The 16,669-nt window shown below is 58.1% G+C and carries 15 protein-coding genes; 3 read left to right on the top strand and 12 right to left on the bottom strand.

Annotated elements, in window-relative coordinates:
* Window positions 1–3 precede the first annotated feature (3 nt).
* The 3 genes from KJ653_01620 to KJ653_01610 form a co-directional block, all read right to left on the bottom strand.
* The gene (locus KJ653_01620; protein ID MBU0684535.1) at window positions 4–2,247 is read right to left on the bottom strand and encodes a lamin tail domain-containing protein; all 2,244 of its coding nucleotides are present in this window, start codon (window positions 2,245–2,247) and stop codon (window positions 4–6) included.
* 764 nt (window positions 2,248–3,011) lie between these two features.
* Window positions 3,012–3,545 carry a hypothetical protein gene (locus tag KJ653_01615; protein MBU0684534.1) on the bottom strand — a complete coding sequence of 178 codons (534 nt, stop codon included), beginning with the start codon at window positions 3,543–3,545 and terminating at the stop codon, window positions 3,012–3,014.
* A 575-nt stretch (window positions 3,546–4,120) separates the two neighbouring features.
* Window positions 4,121–4,972 (bottom strand): zinc ribbon domain-containing protein, encoded by an 852-nt coding sequence (locus KJ653_01610; protein MBU0684533.1) that lies wholly within the window; start codon window positions 4,970–4,972, stop codon window positions 4,121–4,123.
* A 228-nt stretch (window positions 4,973–5,200) separates the two neighbouring features.
* On the opposite strand from KJ653_01610, the gene KJ653_01605 reads away from it, so the two are divergent.
* Window positions 5,201–5,605 (top strand): DUF1616 domain-containing protein, encoded by a 405-nt coding sequence (locus tag KJ653_01605; protein MBU0684532.1) that lies wholly within the window; start codon window positions 5,201–5,203, stop codon window positions 5,603–5,605.
* Window positions 5,606–5,668: 63 nt separating this feature from the next.
* A complete protein-coding gene (locus tag KJ653_01600) occupies window positions 5,669–6,091 on the top strand; it encodes a DUF1616 domain-containing protein (GenBank protein MBU0684531.1) in 423 nt (140 codons plus the stop codon).
* Here the strand turns inward: KJ653_01600 and KJ653_01595 are convergent.
* Window positions 6,077–7,924: an FtsX-like permease family protein gene (locus KJ653_01595; protein ID MBU0684530.1), complete on the bottom strand. Its 1,848-nt coding sequence runs from the start codon at window positions 7,922–7,924 to the stop codon at window positions 6,077–6,079. The genes KJ653_01600 and KJ653_01595 overlap by 15 nt on opposite strands.
* On the opposite strand from KJ653_01595, the gene KJ653_01590 reads away from it, so the two are divergent.
* The gene (locus tag KJ653_01590) at window positions 7,923–8,114 is read left to right on the top strand and encodes a hypothetical protein (GenBank protein MBU0684529.1); all 192 of its coding nucleotides are present in this window, start codon (window positions 7,923–7,925) and stop codon (window positions 8,112–8,114) included. The two genes, KJ653_01595 and KJ653_01590, sit on opposite strands and share 2 nt — an antisense overlap.
* Here KJ653_01590 and KJ653_01585 read toward each other — a convergent pair.
* The 8 genes from KJ653_01585 to KJ653_01550 form a co-directional block, all read right to left on the bottom strand.
* Complete coding sequence (locus KJ653_01585) at window positions 8,089–9,123, bottom strand: FtsX-like permease family protein (GenBank protein MBU0684528.1); 1,035 nt, start codon at window positions 9,121–9,123, stop codon at window positions 8,089–8,091. The genes KJ653_01590 and KJ653_01585 overlap by 26 nt on opposite strands.
* 72 nt (window positions 9,124–9,195) lie before the next feature.
* Window positions 9,196–10,380, bottom strand: a complete 1,185-nt coding sequence (locus tag KJ653_01580) for a 4Fe-4S dicluster domain-containing protein (GenBank protein ID MBU0684527.1) — start codon at window positions 10,378–10,380, stop codon at window positions 9,196–9,198.
* Window positions 10,381–10,422: 42 nt separating this feature from the next.
* Window positions 10,423–11,247, bottom strand: a complete 825-nt coding sequence (gene trpA / locus KJ653_01575) for a tryptophan synthase subunit alpha (protein MBU0684526.1) — start codon at window positions 11,245–11,247, stop codon at window positions 10,423–10,425.
* Window positions 11,244–12,422 (bottom strand): tryptophan synthase subunit beta, encoded by a 1,179-nt coding sequence (gene trpB / locus KJ653_01570; GenBank protein ID MBU0684525.1) that lies wholly within the window; start codon window positions 12,420–12,422, stop codon window positions 11,244–11,246. Before trpB ends, trpA begins: the two co-directional genes overlap by 4 nt.
* Complete coding sequence (locus KJ653_01565; protein ID MBU0684524.1) at window positions 12,419–13,006, bottom strand: phosphoribosylanthranilate isomerase; 588 nt, start codon at window positions 13,004–13,006, stop codon at window positions 12,419–12,421. Before KJ653_01565 ends, trpB begins: the two co-directional genes overlap by 4 nt.
* A complete protein-coding gene (gene trpD / locus KJ653_01560) occupies window positions 13,003–14,973 on the bottom strand; it encodes an anthranilate phosphoribosyltransferase (protein MBU0684523.1) in 1,971 nt (656 codons plus the stop codon). Before trpD ends, KJ653_01565 begins: the two co-directional genes overlap by 4 nt.
* On the bottom strand, window positions 14,970–15,545 hold the full coding sequence (locus KJ653_01555) for an aminodeoxychorismate/anthranilate synthase component II (GenBank protein ID MBU0684522.1): 576 nt from the start codon (window positions 15,543–15,545) through the stop codon (window positions 14,970–14,972). Before KJ653_01555 ends, trpD begins: the two co-directional genes overlap by 4 nt.
* A partial coding sequence (locus KJ653_01550; GenBank protein ID MBU0684521.1) for an anthranilate synthase component I family protein occupies window positions 15,542–16,669 on the bottom strand: 1,128 nt, incomplete at its 5' end. The genes KJ653_01550 and KJ653_01555, both read right to left, overlap by 4 nt.

Below are 16,669 nucleotides of genomic sequence, written 5' to 3'. Positions count from 1 at the left end.
TCTCTACTCCTCTGTCGCTCCCTTCGCTCTTCCTGAACGGCGAATGACCATAAGGATAATTGGTACTATCGCCGCCGGAATCAGGACGCTGCTGAACTCGGGTATAGGCGTCTGACCCTGGTTGATCGCGCCAGGAGTGGGAGTCATATCAGCCCAGGTCGAATACGGTGGACTGCCAATCCTGCCGTGGGATTTCTCCTGCCAGAAAGGGATGGAGACCTGGTCCACGGTGGAACTCGAAGCGTCGGTCAGTATGAAGTTGATCGCCTTGCCGAAATCGATGCCCGGGGAGAGGTAGAACGCCCCTGGCTGGATCGTGACAGAGGGGAAAGTGAACACGAGCACGCCGTCGACATACAGCCGCCACCCCCCTATGTCGACCGGCGTGGTGCCCGTGTTGTACAGCTCGATCCAATCGTTGGGGGTGTTCGGCGGGGGCTTGTTATACACCTCATTGATCACTATGCCCGGATACGCCCTTGTCCCTGCCGAAGTCCTGGCAGGGAGCGCGACGCCGATGTCGTCTTTCCGACCGCTCCAGTCCTGAGCGACGAAGGTCACAGTGTAAGTCCTACCGGAGATCAGGCCTAGCGAAGAGTACTGGCCGCTGATCTCCAACTGGAACTCGTCTATGGCAGCATCGATGGGGCCAGAGTCGTTCCAACCGCCGGAGACATACGTGAAGACCCTGCTCGAGAGGATGCTGTTGCCCTTGCCGACGACCGCCAGTGAGATCTCGGATCCGCCGATGTCATAACCCGTATCCTGGTTCCCGTCGGTGTCGATGAACACGAATGCAAAGTCAGCGCCATACATCGACTCCGATATGTTCGTGACGTTCTCTGCGGGCGCCCCAGGGTGCACCCATCTTACGAGGCTGGAGGGAACGCTGGAGCCTCCCAGCATTGTTCCATTTACGGCCATGTAGAAGGATGCCACATCATCCGTGGACGCGAGCTTCACCGTTGTTATATCCACGTCACCAGACCGATTGTCTTTCATCTTCTCTGAATACGCGTCCCCGATCAGGTCCTGTATAGATGCTCGAAGCGCCCAGTCGCCGAACGCGCCGTCGATGACAATCCTGGCTGGGGCAACGCCAACATATGCAACCTTCGCCCCATCCTGAACGGAGTCGAGGACCCAGGTGACGTTGCTGTCAACACCAAGCCCGATTGTCCTGTTGAGCTGAAGACCGAACGAGCCACTCAGATGCCCTGCGGGCAGAATGGCGGTTATGTCAATGCTGCGCTCCTGTCCCTCGACCCTGAGCGATGGCTGGAACGGCAAGACTCCGCTCTGGCTTGTGCCGAGTATCTGGGGTCCTTCGCTCGCGACGATCTCCAGAGGGGTGACGTTCCCCAGCATGTCGAAGCGAAGCTCATCGATGTAGGAGACCGGTCCCTTGCTCGACATCTTCAAGGTGAGGATGTGCTGATCAGAAGAGGTGGCGAGCACGGCTGGGGCGTTGTGGAGCTCCGTCACCTGAAGAGCGGAGCCCCTCGTGCGGAAGTTCACGTCGGACCAGTCCGACGTCAGGTTGGTATGCGAGGCACAGATGGCCATTCTTGACTTCTCGCTTATCTGCATCGAGCTGGCGATTTCCAGCTCGCCTCTCGAGCTGGCAGCCTGGGCCCCGGATACGATCTGGAACCCTGAGAAGTCCAGCCTGCTCGCGTCCGGGTCGAACACGTATGTATCGGCCATCGTCATGGTCCTGTTCCAACCCATTACCATCACGAGAATGTCGGCTCCGAGCCCTCGGACGGAGTACCCACTCGATGGCTTGTTGTCCCTGTCGATGAATATGTAGAACGCATCGACTCCGTTGTCTCTGCCGTTGAAGATCGTACCCTCAGTCCTTATGTAGAAGTAACTCCCGCGGACGTCCGACTTCGCACCGTAGCCAGTGAGAGATATGTCCGGATTGGTGGAATCTGGAGTGTCTCTGAAGATCTGGGCCTTCACCCAGTCCATGAAGTAGCCGTCGATCTCGACTGTCTGCTTAGGGAATGCGTAAACCAAGGCATAAGGAATCGCAACTATGATTGTCACCAGGACCGCGATGATCAGAAGCCGCTTTCGGAAATCCACCCTGACGGCCCCGACCCGTCTCTGCTCATAGGACAGGCGGAAACCGTTGACGGCTCCCGAACCGTTCACGAACCCGTTTGTGATGCCAGTTGAGCCGTTCGAGTCGCCGTTGGTGAGGCCCCGAGTGATGCCGTTGATGGCACCGTAGAGCATGCCATTTGTCCTTCCGTTGGTCCGACCGTTGGTGCGCCCATTGGTTCGTCCGTTCGTCCTCCCGTTTGTACGTCCATTGGTACGTCCATTCGTGCGGCCGTTCGTCCGGCCGTTTGTACGTCCATTGGTACGTCCATTCGTACGGCCGTTCGTCCGGCCATTTGTACGGCCATTGGTGCGCCCGTTTGTCCGGCCGTTTGTACGTCCGTTGGTACGCCCATTCGTACGGCCGTTGGTGCGGCCATTTGTGCGACCGTTTGTGGCGCCCTTTTCAGAGCAGATCTGCTGCCCTCCAAGTCCATTGACCTTGCCGCTCCGAGAATCATGTGACCAGAAGCGAAGGCCTCTAGTGAAGCCTCTGGGTCTGAGTACAGAGTCCTCTCTGTCTCGCTGGTCATGGCTACTTCTGGGCACGATCCTTCCTCTGGTAGAGCATCGCTTCGGCACCGCTCTTTCAGGGAGGTTTTCCCCCCTCGCGCCACAACGGCATTGGACTCAACGACCGCCCACAAAAGCCCGGTAGCCCTAACCGCGAATGCTCTCAGGATTATATAAGTTAAACATTTAGCCCTGGCTTATAATACCCTTTTCCCTGCGTTGTCATTTCGCGAAATGAGAGTGAGAGCAAGGTACTTATAGTCCGAATGCGGGCTCGAATAGTCCTCCTGGGTTAGCCAGCACATCGAAATGGGAGCATTGGAAACTGAAAAACTTGGATTGAAAGAGTTTGGATGTTTCTGATTAAGGGCCGAGGCCGTCTCACTCTAAATGACGTTCTTGACTGACCAATCACCGAACCCTATCTGGTTGTTCCTGTTCCGCTCGAGCGCGTTCTCCAGAGTTATCACGTCGCCTATTGAGTAATGCACCGATAGGTTGGTTGCAGAGGACACCTCTATCGAGAACATGCCGTGATTGACTTGAAGCCACCCGTCTTGGCTTTTGTCAGGGACATTGAAGGTGTCGCCGTGCCCTTGGTATGGGTTGGACCACTTCGTCCCGAGGTACACGAACCAAAGTGTAGTTGTGTACACGTTGGTCTGGCCAATAGTCTGCTTCCTGTAGGTCATGTCCACGATAGTGTCGCTGACGACCTTCTTGTCGTTCACATGCCAGCTCTCCGGCGCCTGTAGGTCCTGCTCATATGTCTCGTTGCCATTGTACTCAAGCTTGTCGAATAGCGCGGTGAATCCGCCCGAGCGGTTTATCCCGCCGCCTGCGGCCACCATCACGAACGCAACGACTAGCACTGCTACGACCACAAGCGTGGCCATTATCGCGATGATCTTCCTTTCCATCCTGCTTCACTCCTTTTTTGCTTTGCAGAAGAGGTGGATTGCGCTGTGCGTGGAACGCACTGCTTGAGCTGCCCCATCCCTTCGGCTTTCGCTTTCAATATATCGGGATAATAGTATATAATTATTTGGTCCGGACCTCGCGCGCGCGCTGGCCAGAAAACGAGAGCATTAGTCTCCAAGTCCGTAAGACTTGGAGCCAATCACGACAGTAATTGAAAATGTCAAAGAAAGTATCGAATGCACAACGAGATAGAATGGAGGAATGGGTTTCACAAAGGCTACATGCAGTAGACGATTTCAATACCATGAAGGGTCGTGAGTGGCTGTGGGATTGGCGCATTGGGCCCGGGAGACGTGGATAGACTACAAGACGGCCTATTGGCGTTTCCGCTCTGGAGGCCACATCGCTAATCCTAGTCGCCGTGAGTTCCACGGAGACTCTAAACGCCTGTGGAGACCTGACCTCCACGGCGCCCGCGAGAGCGCCGCGAGCCGGATCGATGAAGCAGGAAGTGAACGCCGCCATCCCTCATGGGATAGGTGGGTAAGTTTCATGGAACGGTTTGCGGGCGACATCAGGCGGCGTTCTTCGCAGCCATCTTCTGACCCATGAACATCACGAGCACACCGACGACCAGTATGGCAACGAAGGCGCCTCCGACCCCGACCGTGGAGTCCTGGAGCGCGTTGTTGATCGGGCTCCAGAGCATCACGAGTATGAGGGCCATGATGCCGAACATGAACAAGGAAAGGGACATTCCCGGCATCATCTTGGGGAAGCTCTTGCCCTCCGTGCTCATCTTCTTGATCAGCATGAATACAAGGAGACCGACGACGATGATGATTGCGGGTATTGCCACGAACGTTCCCAGGTGCGACTTGATTGGCGGGACCCACGACCAGTACCAATCTATCATGAACGCGATCTGAGATCCGATTATGCCCAGGATTACGAGCGCGACCCCGATGACCCTGAAGTCCGTTATGCTTGCGGGGACTGGCTCTCCTGCGTGGGTCTCCCCGACCGCTGCCTCGTCCTCGACGTATTCCTCTTCCGCAATTGGGATCTTCTCGGGGGCCCTCTTTGGCCTCTGAGATGCCATCGGGGTAGCCTTGACGGGGACCTCTCTCTCCTCGACCTCGATGACCTCTTCGACCTCGTCCTCCTCGAATTCCGCACCGCAATACGGGCACGAGGACACGTTGAGGCTCACAGACTTGCCACAGACCGGGCACTCTGCGGTCTCCTCATCTTCCACTGCGGCCGCCTCGGCAGGAGCTGCCTCGACCTCTTCGACCTCCTCCTCGAACTCTGCACCACAGTGAGGACAGGAGTTCACATCCATGCTAACGGGCTTACCGCAGACTGGGCAGGCGACCTCCGGCTCTACCGGCTCTTCCTTGACAACATCCTTCTTCTTGGGCATCTCAGTGCACACCCCTTTCAACTATGGGAGTACTCATGCTAAGCTGGATTAGAGTTCAACATTGGATTGACCGTTTAAAAACATTCCTACGATGAGTACTGACTTGAGAAAGGCGCATAGTGAAAAGGCTATATCTGAATTGCGTTTCTGGAGTCTCTTGCCTGGTACTGGCTCGGTGGGAGTGCACCGACGCAAACGCTAATAGCCCGGAGTCGTTTCTACCGAGGGATGAGTCCGGCTGACGAGGCCTCCTCTGGCTACTATGAAAGAGCCCTCGAGTTCGTCAGGACTGACAACGGCCAGAGGATGACGATAATCGTCTTCTCGCTGATCGCGACCGTCGCATTGCTCGCCTTCCCGAACACCATCGCCGCCTATGCTTTCGGCATCCCGTTCATGTTCTTCGTGCCTGGGTTCACAGTCGTCAGGATGTTCTTCTGGAAGGGTACTTCGCCAGAGGCGAAATTCGTCCTGAGCCTGGGTCTGAGCATACTGGTCGTGATATTCCTTGGCTTGATGCTCGTGCTCACACCAATCGGTCTCACATCCAACTCCACGCGGGCCTCGTTGATACTGTTCACCCTCGCCGCCGTCACCCTAGAGACTTTCGTTTTGACAGGGGGCAGGGTATAGAAACCCCAGCAGCTCCCGAAGCGCGAGCCGGAGAAGGCGAAGCCGGATATCGTTGTGGCTGCGATGCTCGTAACGGCCCTAGCCGTCTCGGCGATCTCGCTAGGCCTCATAATAACGGCCGAATACCCCTCCCGGACGTACTTCGCGATAACGGACGTCGAGGGCATGATAATCGAGAACACGAGCTTCACCCAAGGGACCAATGTCAGTTTTGTCCTCCACATGAAGAACGGGGAGGACGGCCACAGGAACTTCACGCTCGTCGCCTACGGCATGGGCACCCCGGCCTTTGGAACTCAGACGTTCATGAAGATAATGAATAAGGGAGAAACCTGGAACCAGACAGTTGAGATGCATTTCACAGAGAGTGGCTATTTCAGGCTCGATTTTGACCTATACATCCAGGAGGACGCTCAGCCGCCCACCCTGTACGGCAACCTGCACTTGTGGATCGAGGTATGGCCGCCCGAATCAGTCGTCACGTAACAGATCGTCCACCTCGACCTGTCCTGACGGCTCCTCCGCTAGCGACCTTATCGAGCTGATCGTGGTCTCGCGAACGGCCTGCATCGTCGAGGCCATGGCGCTGAACACGCTGATCAGGACTGCGCTCAGCATGATCAGAAGCATGAGCGTCGTGTCGATGTCGACCCTGAGCCCGTGTCCGAACAGCATGAATGTGCCTGATGAGGAGAGCCTGTCGACGAGGATGATCCCAAGCGCCACACCGACGGCCGCACCTCCGAGGCCCGCCTCGAGCGCCTGGTGGAAGACAATGCGCCTGATGGCTTCCCTCGGAGCCCCTATCGTCTTCAGCACCCCCAACCTGCGCCTACTCTCCCTCACCTCCTTCGAGAAGACGGCGGTGATCGCGAGGCCCGCGAGCAACGCCGATATCGCCCCGACGGAGAACAGGGTCACGGCGACATTGCCCTCGGAAATCTTCGCGGCCTGATATATCGGGATCGAGCCTGCAGATGACACGGAGGTCGATCCTCCATATCTCAGGATTAGCCTTACCAGGCCGCTGTTGTCGGCGTACCACGGGGTCACGTAGAAGGACTCGGCATACGAGCCCACCTGGACCACATGCCCGCCCACCGGTTGACCCGTCAAGTAGACCGTCTCGATCACGCTCTCAAGGGGTCCGAGAGAGACGTTGAGGGTCTTGTAGGGCCTGCCGTCCACGTACACGTTCGTCTCGAAGATCCCTGACAGATTGCCTTCGTTCACGACCACAACAGTCCCCTTGGCATCCTCCGATTGAAGGATGCTTGACGGGCTGACCCTGAGCGAGCTCACCCTTGGCAGGAAGGCCTGGACCACAGAGGCCGGGTCAAGCACCTGGACGACGACCGACCCCTGAGCGTACCCCGCGTACGAAGCTGTGAGCTCTGAGGACCCCGCCTGAGTCGCGTTGACGGCCGTGCGGCCGCTCGAGTCCGTGAACGAACTCTCCGCCTGGAACCGGACGGTCGCGTTCGGGACGGGTTCCCCCCTGAAATCGGTCACCTTGACTTCGATCTCCGAGCCGAGGACCGCGACGGACCGCGCTGACACGACGAGGAACGGCTCGACGACGCGGAAGAATGCATACAAGTCCAAGGAGAAGTCGCCGCTCAGGGAAACCTGGATGCGTTGATCGTCTGAGGGCTGATCGAAAGAGAAGTCCCTGCGAAGAGTGGTCGACGCGAGCCCTTCCAGAAATACATCAGCCCGGTCCCGGACGCCGTCGATGTCACTGAATGTGACTGTGACATTGCCTGTGGCTCTGCCCCAGTTGCGAAGTCCAACCGTCACCTGGATAGAATCGTTCAAGGCGACAATGCTCTTTGACTGCCAGAGGTCGTAGAGGACGAACCTGGCACGGCCCGGGGACAGCAGCTCCCTGAGCTCCTTCTGATAGATTGTGCTGGCTCTGATGATGGACGCCTTGTCCGCAGGCATGCCGGACAAATGCCTTGCGACTTCTAAGGAGACGAGCAGCTCGTCATCCAACGAGGTGTGGGTCTCGAACGAGCCGACTATACGCACGAAATCCAGCCTGTCCGAGTAACTCCCCACGAGGGACAGCGTGAACGGCAGCGTGATCCGAAGCCGTTCGAGCAGACGCGCCCCGATAATGGCGTTGGATTCGTCCTTCGGAGATTGGTCTCCGAGGACCTCGAATCGTGTGAAGGCCGGGCCCGTCGAGTTGAACCGGTCCAAATCGACGCCCCTAAGGACGAACGATTTGCCGTCCCATGAGGAGAACGCAAAGACCTCCGGGCTGAGATTGACCGGATGGGACCATGAATCGAGCGCCGAGATTATGTCCATGTCGACTTGGCTTGAGAAGATGGTCGGGGCCGACGACTCAGATATGACCACACTATCACCAGCGGCGAAGGACGACGGAGCAGACTGCAGCCCCGCCAAGATGGAAGCCGTCGAGGTGAAGATCAGCATGGAAAGGGCAACGACGATCATCGCCCTCGGTCGTATCAGGATGATCGTGTCACCTCCTTGAGGTCGTCTACAGGCGATGTCAGAGTCATCTTGACTGCAGGGCCGAGGGCGCCGACGAGGCCTGCCCCCGCGGTTGCAACAAATGAGATCAGGATGACGGACCCGCTCGCCTTGACCACGAAGACCGATGTGAAGAGAGACGACGCGACGGTAGAGATGCCGTAAGACAGCACGACGCCGAGCGCGATCCCGACAAGGCCTCCCCAGGCGCTGATCACCAAAGCGTTCAGAAGCAGGTATGACAGCACTCGCCGCCTGCCGGCTCCAACGGTCTTGATGATCCCGATATCGTGCCTTCTGTCGGAGGTCTCAATCCCGATGAACGCGTACGCAAGGACGGCTATCACGAACGAGGAAGGGATGAGGACCCAGAACGCATCGGACTCGATCTCGCGGACGCCTGAGTCCAGGAATTCCACGATGCTGGTCAGTGGCTGGAGCGAGAAACCGCGGTCCTCGAGATAGGCCCGGTCGGCTGGAGATGGCTCCTTGACCACCATGAAGTTGAACATGTCCGCGTGGCCGGTGAGCGTCTGGAGCGTCCCGACACTGCAAAGGAGCCAGTTGGACGGGAACACGGTGGAAGAATATCCGCCGACTATGCTGACATCGATGCTGGTCTGGTCCTGCAAAGTTATGTTGCCCACGAACGGGAACCCGTCTCCCCTCATGGCGTCTGTCCCCGTGACGTAGAACTGCTCTGGCAGCGCGTTCGGATTGCCGGATACGGCGAACGCCATGACTTGCGTCCCGTATGGAGCGACGACGACATCGGCGAGTATGCCCACTGCTGAATTCCGTGCTACCTCGTAGACCGACATCTCGCTGAAGAACTCAGGCCCCGAGGCTCCGGGCTTCGTCGCCAGGAAGGTGCCCTCAGTGAAGTTGTCCTTCAGCGTGTCCATCGAGGTTCTGAGACCGCCCGCTACAGAGAAGCTGGCGACTATGAACATGGTGCACACGGCGATGCCCCAGCTAGTGGACCTCGCCCTGGACCCGAACTTGAACAACGGCAGAGAACGCATTTGGAACGGTCGGAAAAAGGGCAGGTGCACGATATATAGGTTCCCAGCGGGGGGTCCTCAGCTCACCGAATCTGCCACGAGAGAGACGAGCTCCGCGATCTCCATCTTGAGCCCGGACACCTTCGCCCCTCCCGTAAGGTTGGTCACGCAGAACGGACACGCAGAGACGAGCATCTCGGCACCGACATCGTGGGCCTCCTTGACCCTAAGGGACGCGATGTACTCCGCGCGGTCGTTGAACTGAATCTTGAAACCTCCGCCCGCGCCGCAGCATTGCGAGTCGTTCCTGTTGTGCGGGAGTTCCATGTACTTGGACTTCGGGAACGCCTTGAGTATCCGCCTGGGCTCCTCGAATATTCCATGGTGGCGGCCTATATGGCAAGGATCGTGATACGCCACCTTCTTCGGCAGTGGTTTCTTGAGCGCGAGCTTCTTGTCGGAGATGAGCTGGTCTATGAACTGCGTAAGATGGAACAGCTTGAAATCGAGTTTGCCAGCATAGATGGGGTAGTTGTGCTTGAGCGTCATGAAGCAGCCGGCGCACGCGGTGACGACCGTGCTGATGTTCCTCTTCTCGAACTCCCTCAGGTTGTGCTTCACGAGGCCGTCCTTCTCGTCTGTGACTATGTCCGTCTGTCCCGTCCTAATCAAAGGGGACCCGCAACACCATTCGTCCTTGCCCAGCATATCGTACTCGATCCCGGCGGCGTCTAGTACCCTCGTGGCGTCCTGAGCGATCTTCTGCTGCCTGTAGCTCGCCGTGCAGCCCGTGAAATACAGCACCTCGGGGTTCTTCGACCGCTTCGCCGTCTTCGGGATCCAGCTCTCCCTGTTCTCGTGCGGTTCGTCGTACGGGTTGTGCTTCGCGATCACCCTCGTCCTCAAGGCCTTGTGCCTGTCCATAGGACCAACGCCCGTCTTGACGAACCACTCCTTGACCTGCTCCCAGCGGTCGTTGAACTTGATGCCCGCATGACAGACGTGCTGGCAATAGCCGCAGGCAGTGCAGTTGTAGATCCTCTCGACGAACTCCGGAGTCATCCTCGGACGATCGCCCGTGAGCCTGCCGAACGTGCCCGGGTGAGCGTATCTCTTCAGATGATACATCTTCCCGCGCACGCGCCAAGACTCCCAGCCTCTGTCTGGGTTCAGCTGGATAGGGCACACGAAGTTACAGTACCCGCACTGAAGGCACGCGTGCACATCCTTCTCGACCTCAGCGGGCAAGCGCTCGATTGGCATGAGTCCTCTCCAACCCTGGCACCTTCCACACGCTCTGAAAACTTAACCGTTGTGCCGTTCGGTGAGCAGAGTGGCGGTCTTCATCTCCTTGGCATGGCTCTCGATCAGGTCGAGGGCTTTGTCCTTGTCATTGAGACTGTCCGAATAGATCGATATCAATCTCGATCCCTCCACGATCCCGGAAGCGCCCATGGATAGAGCAGCTCTGACATGGCTTGGACTCGATACCCCGAATCCGAGAACCACGGGAATCCCGCTTCTGGCCGTGACCCTATCCAAGAGCCTTTCTGCCGATGCGGGTAACTGAATCCTTGCGCCCGTGGTCCCGGCGACCGACACCGCGTAAACGAACCCTGAGGTTCTTGACAGAATGAAGTCGAGCCTGGAATCTGCAGTCGAAGGCGCAACCAGTCTGACAACGTCGAGGGCGTTGGTCCGTGCAGCGCCATCCAGCTCCTTCGATTCCTCCGGTGGCAGGTCCACGACGAGCAGACCGTCGCCACCGGCTTCCGCCAGTTTCTCGCAGAATGACGCGACTCCGAATCGCAGCAACGGATTGTAGTAAGTCATAACAATCATGGGCTGATCGACCCCCCGCATCCTAGAGAACGATATCAAGTCGAACACATCCTTCGTCCTGAAACCCGATGAAAGAGACCTGTTCATCGCCCCTTGGATGACTGGGCCGTCGGCAATAGGATCCGAGAACGGCAGCCCTATCTCGAAGATGTCAGCACCCGACTTGGCGAGCCTCTCAATCTGTCGAAGGGTGAAATCGAAATCTGGATCTCCAGCGCAAACATACGGTATGAACGCTCCGGAACCTTCCCGCCGAAGGCGTTCGAACCTCTCCGATACCCTGCTCATAATCGCCCCTCCAGCTCGGCTACCTGGTTCACGTCCTTGTCTCCCCTGCCCGACAAATTGACGATGATTGTCTGGTCCTTGTCCATGGTCTTGGCAAGGCGGACGGTGTAGGCGACTGCATGAGCGCTCTCTAGCGCTGGTATGATTCCTTCTGTTTCGGAGAGCAAATGGAACGCCGAAAGAGCGGCCTGATCGTTGACTGCCGCGTACTTGATGCGGCCTTTGTCCTTGAAGAAGGCGTGTTCTGGACCCACAGCCGGGTAGTCGAGCCCTGCAGCGATGGAATGAGTCTCTGAGATCTGCCCCTCCGGATCCTGAAGAACAAGTGTCCTGAAGCCGTGCAGCACACCATCAGAGCCGGCAACCAAGCTGGCCGAGTGCTTGCCGCTATCGATGCCTTCCCCACCAGCTTCGACCCCGTACATCGCGACCCGCTTGTCCCTAACGAACGGATGGAACAAGCCGATCGAGTTGCTCCCTCCCCCGACGCAGGCCACCAACGCGTCCGGAAGCTTGCCGATTGCTCGGCGTATCTGTGATTTCGCCTCGCGCCCGATGATTGACTGGAAGTCCCTAACGATCGTTGGATACGGGTGAGGGCCCACGACGCTCCCAATGACGTAGTGCGTATGATCGCTGGTCGCCGCGTAGTCTCTCAGCGCTTCGTTTATCGCATCCTTCAGGGTCCTCGACCCGGTCTTCACAGGGTTGACCTTTGCGCCCAGGAGTTCCATTCGATAGCAGTTCAGTTTCTGCCTGGCGACGTCGACCTCTCCCATGAATATCTCGCACTCGATTCCGAGAAGGGCGCATGCAGTGGCAGTCGCGACGCCATGCTGTCCCGCACCGGTCTCAGCGATCACCCTTTTCTTGCCCATCGACCTGGCCAGCAGGACCTGGCCGAGCGCATTGTTGATCTTGTGGGAACCCGTGTGCGCAAGATCCTCCCTCTTGAGGAACAGCCTTGCTCCACCCGCTCTCTCACTCAACCTCTTGCACTCGTAGAGAGGGGTCGGGCGGCCGGCATATGTCCTCAGAAGATGGCTGAGTTCATCATTGAATGCCCCGTCTCTTCGAAGACGCGTGTATTCGTTCGCCAGCTGGTCCAAGGCGGTCACGAGTATCTCAGGGACGTAGAATCCACCGTAGAGGCCGAAGTAACCTTTGCGTCTCATTCCTTGCACCTCCTCACGAATTCGGAGACCATATTGGGATCTTTCTTGCCAGGAGAGCGCTCGACGCCGCTCGACACATCCAGGGCATAGGGGCGCAGGGCCTTTGCCAAACTGAGGTTCGTTGGATTGAGGCCGCCCGCAATGATTGCCCTAGGACAACAGTCCACTGGAATACTGGAGTAGTCGTAGGGTGTCCCCATGCCAGGCTCTCCACCCTCGAACACAAGCGCATCCACGGAATCAACGAACTCAAGTGCTAGAGATCTATCGGGCCTGATCACGCGCAATACCTTCACACCGGTCTCCCGGATATCGTTCAGCTGCTCGGGGCTCATGGTGTAAAGCTGGATGGCGTCGACCCCGCAACTGCTTGCCAACTCAACGGCATGATCCTGCCCGGAAGGAGCACAGACCAGGACCTTTGTGGTCAGAGGACCCATGGTCGAGCATATCTCAGAGATCAACCCAAGAGGGATGCTCCGGAGCCTTCCTGGGAAGTGAACGAACCCAACCGCATCTGCTCCCATGTCTTCGCACATGACCGCATCAGAGAGGTTCGTCACGCCGCATATCTTGACCTTCACCTGGTCACCCCTCTGCACGCTCCTGCGATCTCCGAGACCTTGCGCTCCAGATCTTCCGTCTGCATGAACGCGGAACCCACAAGGACGGCGTCGAATCCACGGACCAGGGAAATGTCTTCATGCGACCGCAGCCCGCTCTCGGCTATCGTCACCTTGTCGTCGGGTATTGCCCTCCTCAGAGCCTCCAAGGCACCAAGATTAGTCTTGAGAGATCTCAGGTCTCTGCTGTTGACTCCCACCATCTTGACTGAATCCATGCATCCCGATGAGACCAGCTTCGCGAGGTCTTGCTCGTCATGGAGCTCCACCAACGGTTCAATGCTGCTGGATATGCAGGCATCTGCGAACTCCCCGAGCGCTTCGGGCGTCAAGGCTTTGGCGATCAGAAGCACGGCGTCCGCACCTATCCGAGATGCCAACTCGATCTGCTCAGGGCGCACCACGAAGTCCTTGAAGAGCATCGGAAGGGAAGACCTAGCTCTGAAGAAGGAGAACAGTTCCGGACTGCCTGAGAAGTAGTCCGGCTCGACCAGGACTGATAGCCCGCGGACTCCTGACGCATCGTAGACGTGCAACATGCGCTCGGGGTCCGGTGGAATGAGCAATGGCGGAGCTGACGGGGAAGATGGTTTGTATTCCGCAATCAATGCTAGGCCCTCAGATGACGTTATCGCCTGGGACAACGACTTGGGTTCGTGGGGAACTATCTGGACCTCGGACACTCCGCTCGTGAGGAGGGCCAGCGTCCTCCTGAGCAGTATCACCGAGAGCATGTTCGGTCGTTCGATGACATCCTTGTCGAGAACGGCGAGCGCTCCCGCTCCGCCGTCTTGGCTGATTATGCGCCTCGTGAGAGCAGAAGCAATCTCGCCCGCCCTGCCAGCGACGGTCTCTGGGAGAAGCCTTCTCTCGCATAGTCCGTCAGCGTTCTGGCTCATCTGTCTTTCGAGCTCGAGGTTGCGCATCGTTCGGGCGAAGTCCTCTAGCTTGGTCATCGCCCTGCCGTTCCGAAGGATATCGCGAGCGATGTCCAGGCCTGCGTGGATTGTGTGGGCTCTCCCCGAGACGTATAGCGCGGCACCAGCGTTGAGGGCGACTATGTCCGACCTTGGTGACGGCTTTCCCTTGAGGACTGACAACATCATCCTGGCATTCTCCTGAGGATCCCCACCCTTGATGTCCTCGGGACATGCGACATCCAAGCCGAACATCTCCGGAGAAAGCTCGTATTCCACAATGGTATGGTTGTCTCCGCCCGTCGCTTCGACCACCCGCGTAGTTCCGAGAGTGGTGATCTCGTCCATTCCCGATCCGTTGACGAGCATCGCGTGAGATGTCCCCAAGTCGAGGAGGACCTTCGCCATCGTCGGAGCCAACTCCGGATCGTACACTCCAATCAACTGGTTCCGCACACCCGCGGGATTGGTCATCGGACCCAGAATGTTGAAGAAAGTCCTCAGGCCCATCTCCCTCCTTGCAGCGGAGACTTGCTTCATAGAAGGGTGGAAGATCGGAGCGAACATGAAACACAGACCCACTTCGTCGAGGCATCTCCGAACATGCACGGGTTCCATGTCCACGACCACTCCGAGAGCCGAGAGGACGTCCGCCGAACCCGATCTGCTTGAGACAGCCCTGTTCCCGTGCTTTGCGACGGGAACCCCCGCCGCGGCCACCACGAACGATGAGACAGTGCTGATATTGAAAGTATTGAAGCCATCTCCTCCGGTCCCGCAGAGGTCCACCGCTCCTTCAGGAGCCTCTATCCTCTCTGCCCTCTCACGCATTGCGAGCGCGAACCCCAAGAGTTCCTGCTCTGTCTCACCCTTCATCCGCATAGCCGTGGCAAACGATGCTATCTGAGCCTGCGTCGCAACGCCGGATATCAAGTCCGTCATCACGGACCTTGATTCTTCGACGGTCAGGTCGCCGCCGTCAACCGCCTTCCTTATGGCGTCCTGGATCATCGCCCACACATCCTGAGGAAGTTAGACAGGAGGACCTTGCCGTGGGACGTCATGACGGACTCAGGATGGAACTGGACGCCGTACACTTCCATGCCCCTCACCTTGAGCGCCATGATCTCGCCACCTTCGGTCGTGGCAAGGATTTCGATAGAACCTGGAAGACGTTCTCGGCTCACCAAGAGAGAATGATAGCGAGTCGCCGTGAACGGCGAAGGGATTCCCTCGAACAAAGGGTCACCGTTGTGCGATATCTTGCTGACCTTGCCGTGGACGACCTGGCCGGATCTGATCACCGAGCCGCCATTGACCAGGGCGATCGCCTGGTGTCCCAGGCAGACCCCGAGCACGGGCCTGCCGAAGCCGTTGTTCGACAGAATCTCGAGGCTCCGCTTCGAGTCCTTTGGGTGCCCTGGACCAGGCGATACGACATAGCCATCCACCTTGCCGATGTGCTGGTCCAGCGCGGGCGAATCGTTCCTCACGACGTGGACCTCGGAACCGAGCTCGCCGAGGTACTGGGCGATATTGTACACGAATGAGTCGTAGTTGTCTATGACGAGTATCTTGGTCATCGGCTGCCTCCTCTGCCGCCAGACAACGCGCGGAGCATCGCCCCCATCTTGTGCTCTGTCTCCATGAACTCCTTCTCTGGCACGGAATCCGCAACTATGCCCGCGCCTGCCTGGATGCTCGCCTTGCTGCCTGAGACGACAATCGACCTGATGGCGATGGCAAAGTCCATGTTCCCCGTGAAATCAAAGTAGCCTACGGCTCCGCCGTAGGGTCCTCTAGGAACCTGCTCTAGCTCGCCGATGATCTCCATCGCGCGAATCTTCGGGGCCCCCGTAACGGTGCCCGCAGGGAAACAAGCCCTGAGGGCGTCGAAAGAGTCGCTGTCGGGCTTGATGACGCTCTCGATATTGCTCACTATGTGCTGGACGTGGGAATACTTCTCAACGGACATCAGCTCGGTGACCTTGACGCTGCCGAACCTGGACACCCTGCCCATGTCGTTCCTGTGAAGGTCCACGAGCATCAGATGCTCCGCCCTCTCCTTCTCGTCCAATAGCAGCTCGACCTTGAGCTTCTCGTCCTCCTCGATGTCAGGGGAACGAGGTCTTGTACCAGCAAGAGGCCGCGTCGTGAGCTTCGTCCCCTCCAGGCGGACGAGCATCTCGGGAGAGGAGCCCAGGAACTGCAGGCGATCGAAGTCAAGGAAGAACATGTAGGGGGAGGGGTTTATCGACCTGAGGACCGAGTACATCCCTAGTGGATCCCCGGTGACCTTGAAATCGGTCTTGCGGGAGAGGACCACCTGAAAAATGTCTCCATCCAGGATGTGCTCCTTCGCCTCGAGGACCATTCTGCAGTAAGCCGCTTCAGAGGTGTTCGATCGGCCATCACCGACTTCGAGGGTCGGAGGACCGATCGGGCGAGCTTTGACCAAGGCCTCTCTGATGTCGTTTAGCTGGCCGTGGGAGATGAGGAAAGTGCGGGAGTTCAAATGGTCCACGCACACGAGGTGCTTCGGGAGGACGAAGTAGAGGTCTGGTGCTCCACCGTCTACTGTCTCCGGCTCGCGCACGCCGTCGAAGTGGCTGACCATGCCGTAGCCGACATAGCCCACGATGCCTCCCGAGAAAGGCGCAAGGTCGGACGCGCCGCACCCGAAGGACCTGAAATGGTTCCTCAGAGC

It is taken from the genome of Candidatus Thermoplasmatota archaeon (assembly GCA_018814355.1).
Classification (GTDB): domain Archaea; phylum Thermoplasmatota; class Thermoplasmata; order UBA10834; family UBA10834; genus COMBO-56-21.
This window is presented reverse-complemented; position numbering and strand designations above follow the sequence as displayed.

Excerpts from the sequence above, each read along its gene's own strand:
- KJ653_01600 (MBU0684531.1), top strand. The coding sequence starts at position 5,669 with ATGCTCGTAACGGCCCTAGCCGTCTCGGCGATCTCGCTAGGCCTCATA.
- KJ653_01595 (MBU0684530.1), bottom strand. The coding sequence starts at position 7,924 with ATGGACATAATCTCGGCGCTCGATTCATGGTCCCATCCGGTCAATCTC.
- KJ653_01615 (MBU0684534.1), bottom strand. The coding sequence starts at position 3,545 with ATGGAAAGGAAGATCATCGCGATAATGGCCACGCTTGTGGTCGTAGCA.
- trpB (MBU0684525.1), bottom strand. The coding sequence starts at position 12,422 with ATGAGACGCAAAGGTTACTTCGGCCTCTACGGTGGATTCTACGTCCCT.
- KJ653_01610 (MBU0684533.1), bottom strand. The coding sequence starts at position 4,972 with ATGCCCAAGAAGAAGGATGTTGTCAAGGAAGAGCCGGTAGAGCCGGAG.
- KJ653_01620 (MBU0684535.1), bottom strand. The coding sequence starts at position 2,247 with ATGCTCTACGGTGCCATCAACGGCATCACTCGGGGCCTCACCAACGGC.
- KJ653_01580 (MBU0684527.1), bottom strand. The coding sequence starts at position 10,380 with ATGCCAATCGAGCGCTTGCCCGCTGAGGTCGAGAAGGATGTGCACGCG.
- KJ653_01555 (MBU0684522.1), bottom strand. The coding sequence starts at position 15,545 with ATGACCAAGATACTCGTCATAGACAACTACGACTCATTCGTGTACAAT.
- trpD (MBU0684523.1), bottom strand. The coding sequence starts at position 14,973 with ATGATCCAGGACGCCATAAGGAAGGCGGTTGACGGCGGCGACCTGACC.
- KJ653_01605 (MBU0684532.1), top strand. The coding sequence starts at position 5,201 with ATGAGTCCGGCTGACGAGGCCTCCTCTGGCTACTATGAAAGAGCCCTC.
- KJ653_01590 (MBU0684529.1), top strand. The coding sequence starts at position 7,923 with ATGTCGACTTGGCTTGAGAAGATGGTCGGGGCCGACGACTCAGATATG.
- trpA (MBU0684526.1), bottom strand. The coding sequence starts at position 11,247 with ATGAGCAGGGTATCGGAGAGGTTCGAACGCCTTCGGCGGGAAGGTTCC.